Source organism: Klebsiella sp. JB_Kp042 (assembly GCF_040065275.1).
GTDB lineage: Bacteria > Pseudomonadota > Gammaproteobacteria > Enterobacterales > Enterobacteriaceae > Klebsiella > Klebsiella quasipneumoniae.
Genome location: NZ_JBEAJL010000054.1, coordinates 1 through 4,532, shown reverse-complemented (window position 1 = coordinate 4,532; position 4,532 = coordinate 1). Strand labels below are relative to the sequence as shown.

Annotated in this window: 4 protein-coding genes and 1 pseudogene; 2 read left to right on the top strand and 3 right to left on the bottom strand. The window is 49.0% G+C overall.

Features of this window, described 5'->3' with window-relative positions; genetic code table 11:
• On the bottom strand, window positions 1-73 hold a 73-nt coding region (locus tag ABLV54_RS12865), incomplete at its 3' end, for a sugar phosphate nucleotidyltransferase (RefSeq protein WP_142245722.1).
• A 1,076-nt stretch (window positions 74-1,149) separates the two neighbouring features.
• On the opposite strand from ABLV54_RS12865, the gene ABLV54_RS12860 reads away from it, so the two are divergent.
• Both ABLV54_RS12860 and ABLV54_RS12855 read left to right on the top strand, forming a co-directional pair.
• A complete protein-coding gene (locus ABLV54_RS12860; RefSeq protein WP_044524123.1) occupies window positions 1,150-2,154 on the top strand; it encodes an NAD-dependent epimerase in 1,005 nt (334 codons plus the stop codon).
• 399 nt (window positions 2,155-2,553) lie between these two features.
• On the top strand, window positions 2,554-2,676 hold the full coding sequence (locus tag ABLV54_RS12855) for a small membrane protein (protein WP_000429184.1): 123 nt from the start codon (window positions 2,554-2,556) through the stop codon (window positions 2,674-2,676).
• 422 nt (window positions 2,677-3,098) lie between these two features.
• Here ABLV54_RS12855 and ugd read toward each other — a convergent pair whose 3' ends face one another.
• Window positions 3,099-4,265: a UDP-glucose 6-dehydrogenase gene (gene ugd, locus ABLV54_RS12850; protein WP_000704810.1), complete on the bottom strand. Its 1,167-nt coding sequence runs from the start codon at window positions 4,263-4,265 to the stop codon at window positions 3,099-3,101.
• Window positions 4,266-4,428: 163 nt separating this feature from the next.
• A pseudogene (locus ABLV54_RS12845) lies at window positions 4,429-4,532 on the bottom strand (phosphomannomutase); the annotation flags it as partial.

Sequence of the window (4,532 nt, the reverse complement as noted above, 5' to 3'; positions counted from 1 at the left end):
TCGGGTAAAGCTCGCGAGACATCGGCCAGAGACGACTGCCGGTACCACCAGCCATAATTACAGGAAGTAACATAATGAAATCCTTAAATAAATAATTGCTTTATTTTACTATCAATCAATCGACCGTCGGGTGGAATGGCCTTTTTCAGGCACGCTACCGCCATTGGCTGTCGCAACCAAAATGCGTACTGCTCCCGTGTTTCAGGCTAAACGCCACCCTCTTTCGCTTCAGGCTATCGGCAGAACGTTCACTCAGCGGCCTGAAAAGCCAGCCTGACGGAACGGGTGTCCTGAAAACCTAAAAGCAGAGATATGTCCTGGGACATATCTCTGCTTTTAATGTACATCTGTCCTCACCTGGCCGCGAAATGCCCCACACTTTCCGCATTTGCCGCCGGGTTAACCATCAGGACTTTCTCATTTACGCAGGGTATCACGCGTGCGCTTTCCGCCACCGACGAAAGGGAAACGGGCGGCCTGCCGGTGTCAGCAAGCGTCAGAAAGGAGCGTCCACGATGCGGGGAAAGATAAGAAGAGACATCGCTTTCGCCACCAGGGAGACAACGCGCGGCCAGGCTTGATGGCCCTTTGCACATGGCGACGGCGCTTTGTTCCGACAGGAGGGATAAACGACTCATGCTCTACACTGCACATTCCACAAAGAAAATCGTCCGCAGATTATAGCGCTGGTCGCGGGGAATAAAAATAAAAAAGCCTACTGATTAATGGATTACTCAAATAATACACATTATAAACATTCACTAAACAAACAAAACCAATCTAATCCATTGATATTCATCAAAAAACCAGAGAAAACACTACAGAGATTTTGCCCATTTGCTAAATCAGCCGCTGACGAAAATATATCTTTAAACAAAATTACGCCATACCGGGGGGATTGGCGACCTTTATGATTGCACCATGAATCGCTAAACCGCTGACAGGTCATAAGGTTATTATTCGACAGCTAACAGTCAAATGAGAAACGTTGTTATTTATCAGCCTTTGCCACCACGATTTTGCCAGAAAAAAGCGCCCTTCACTTCGCGCCTGGCGGATAAGACGCGGCAAAGCAAGTGATCCCAGCCGCAAGCCAGTGTAAAATCGGCCCTTATGTAGAACGGGATATCCACACCCCGGAGGAAAAATATGAAGTTTTTGGTCACTGGTGCCGCAGGTTTTATCGGCTTTCATATCGCGCAGCGCCTGCTGAATGAAGGGCATGACGTTGTCGGGATCGACAACATGAACGACTATTATGACGTCAGCCTGAAGCAGGCCCGTCTGGATCGCCTGTCCTCTCCGGCATTCCATTTCCAGCAGCTGGATCTTGCCGACCGTGAGGGTATGGCGACGCTGTTCGCCGCAGAACAGTTTGACCGCGTGATCCACCTGGCGGCCCAGGCCGGCGTGCGCTATTCGCTGGAAAACCCGTATGCCTACGCCGACGCAAACCTGATGGGGTACCTGAATATTCTGGAAGGCTGCCGCCATACCAAAGTGAAGCACCTGGTATACGCCTCCTCCAGCTCGGTTTACGGCCTTAACCGCAAAATGCCGTTCTCCACGGAGGATTCCGTCGATCATCCGGTCTCCCTGTACGCCGCCACCAAGAAAGCCAATGAGCTGATGGCGCATACCTATTCCCATCTGTACGGCATCCCGACCACCGGGCTGCGCTTCTTTACGGTCTATGGTCCGTGGGGCCGCCCGGATATGGCGCTGTTCAAGTTCACGAAAGCGATGCTGGCAGGGAAAAGTATCGACGTTTACAACTACGGCAAGATGAAGCGCGATTTCACCTATATCGACGATATCGTCGAGGCGGTGGTGCGCGTTCAGGATGTGATCCCGCAGGCCAATGCCGACTGGACCGTTGAGAGCGGTTCCCCGGCCACCAGTTCCGCGCCGTACCGGGTCTATAACATTGGCAACAGCTCGCCGGTGGAACTGATGGATTATATCACCGCCCTGGAAGAAGCCCTGGGGATGGAAGCGAAGAAGAATATGATGCCGATCCAGCCGGGCGATGTGCTGGACACCAGTGCAGACACCCAGCCGCTGTATGACCTGGTGGGCTTTAAGCCACAGACGTCAGTGAAAGAAGGCGTGAAGAACTTCGTGGAGTGGTATAAGGATTACTATCAGATCTAACCTGTCTCTGCCCTGCCGCAATCCGCTGATTGCGGCAACGGATAAGCCTCCCGTATTGTCTTCCTTTATCATTCATTTCTTTACCCGAGCCTGGCACAGGCTATACTTTTTTGTGCTAAAGAATAATTTTTACTGGTTTTAACGACGGTGCTGAAACCAGTTTCATCTGCCCGCCAGCGAAAAAGCCAACAACTTTAAGCCTGGTCCCCTGCTGTCACTCTTTTCAATACTATTTTTAATGGCTCCTTCAGCATTTTCTCCTGATAAATAAAAGACATTACTTTCTGTAGGAATTTTCTTAAGAACAGGATATGTTAGAGATCGCAATTCAGCGCTTCCGGGCTGACGTGTTGCTTAACATGCTAATGATTCAACCAACAAAAAGCTGTGGTAGATATTATGGAAAACCTATTTTTCTTAGTAGTGGCTGCCATACTACTTGCTGTGTCTGTTTTCTTTTTAATTTCATATCTGAAAGACAGAAAGAAAACAAAACTGACGTTTAATAAACGCAAGTGGTAAGACTCGCTCCATATTGCATTTAGATTAAGATAATATTAAGAGATAAAAAAATGATATGACAGAATGACCGTTCATTCTGCGTTTTGGCGTGGCCTTAAGGCAAGAAAAAATAACGTTACTCGCGCCCTGTTCCTCATATTTCCTCAGGGCATAAATAACAAAAGCCTGCGTTGCAGGCTTCGTTTTACCTCCCGGCGCTTATCTCCGGCATCTACATCACAGTGACGGTAGCTCTTCACAAGGTAAGTTTAACTTATCGGACCTGTTTTCAACCCGCAACGGGTTTTGAGCAGGATCGTAATGTCCATCACAATTTATTGAGGTTAATCTGAATGTGCGAGAAATACGCGCAGTGAGGGATATAGCGGGGAGATAAAGAAGCATACTGGCGGCGGGGAGCCGCCAGTGTCAGACAGGCAGAATTAATCGTTACCAAACAGATCGCGGGTATAAACCTTATCCGCGACATCCGCCAGCTCTTCCGCCATACGGTTAGAAATGATCACATCCGCCTCTTGTTTGAAGGCATCCAGGTCGCGCACGACGCGTGAGTTAAAGAACTCATCTTCCTGCATCACCGGTTCATAGATAATAACCGGAATACCTTTTGCCTTGATGCGCTTCATAATGCCCTGAATAGAAGAGGCACGGAAGTTGTCTGACCCGCTCTTCATGATCAGGCGATACACACCCACCACTTTTGGCTTACGGGCGAGAATAGAATCCGCAATAAAGTCTTTACGGGTACGGTTGGCATCGACGATAGCCGCGATAATGTTGTTCGGGACCGATTCGTAGTTCGCCAGCAGCTGCTTGGTATCTTTCGGCAGGCAGTAGCCGCCGTAGCCAAAGGACGGATTGTTATAGTGGTTGCCGATCCGCGGATCCAGGCAAACCCCTTCAATAATCTGCTTGCTGTTCAGCCCCTGGCTTTCAGCATAGCTGTCGAGTTCGTTGAAATAGGCAACGCGCAGCGCCAGATAGGTGTTAGCGAACAGTTTGATCGCTTCCGCTTCAGTGGAGTCGGTAAACAGGGTCGGGATATCCTGCTTGATCGCACCTTCTTTCAGCAGGTCTGCGAAACGTTCGGCACGCGCAGAGCGCTCACCGATGACAATACGCGACGGGTGCAGGTTGTCGTACAGCGCACGGCCTTCACGCAGGAACTCAGGAGAGAAAATAACATTATCAATCCCTAAACGTTCTTTGATGTCGCGGGTGAACCCCACCGGGATGGTCGATTTAATGATCATCACCGCATTCGGGTTGATCTCGGTGACATCGCGAATAACCGCTTCAACCGTTGAGGTATTAAAGTAGTTGGTTTTCGGATCGTAGTCAGTCGGCGTCGCAATGATCACGTAGTCGGCATTACGATAGGCGTCGTGCTTGTCCGTGGTGGCACGGAAATTTAACGGCTTTTCTGCCAGATATTCCTGAATCTCTTTATCGACAATCGGAGAGATCTTCTGGTTAAGCATATCCACTTTGGCCTGTACGATATCCAGGGCCACCACTTCGTGGTTTTGCGCAATCAGGATACCGTTCGATAAACCAACATAACCTGTACCGGAAATAGTAATTTTCATTCGATTACACTTTAATCAGTTAACTGGGTAATGGCGGATAGCCACGAAATTAAATAATGCTGTGGGCGGTTTTACGCTTTGACCAGTGGGATGTCAAGAATAAGCCATAAGGTCAATAATACGATTAAAATCTGACCCTATGGCTTCCATTATGGATAATGCATTACTTGAGAAGAGCTAAAATCTCTTCGGTTTTTGCATTCATTAACGCAGTATCCGCTCTGGACTCAACGTTCAGGCGCACCACCGGCTCCGTGTTGGATGTGC

Coding starts and splice junctions, on each gene's coding strand:
- ABLV54_RS12860 (WP_044524123.1), top strand. CDS start 1,150: ATGAAGTTTTTGGTCACTGGTGCCGCAGGTTTTATCGGCTTTCATATC.
- ABLV54_RS12855 (WP_000429184.1), top strand. CDS start 2,554: ATGGAAAACCTATTTTTCTTAGTAGTGGCTGCCATACTACTTGCTGTG.
- ugd (WP_000704810.1), bottom strand. CDS start 4,265: ATGAAAATTACTATTTCCGGTACAGGTTATGTTGGTTTATCGAACGGT.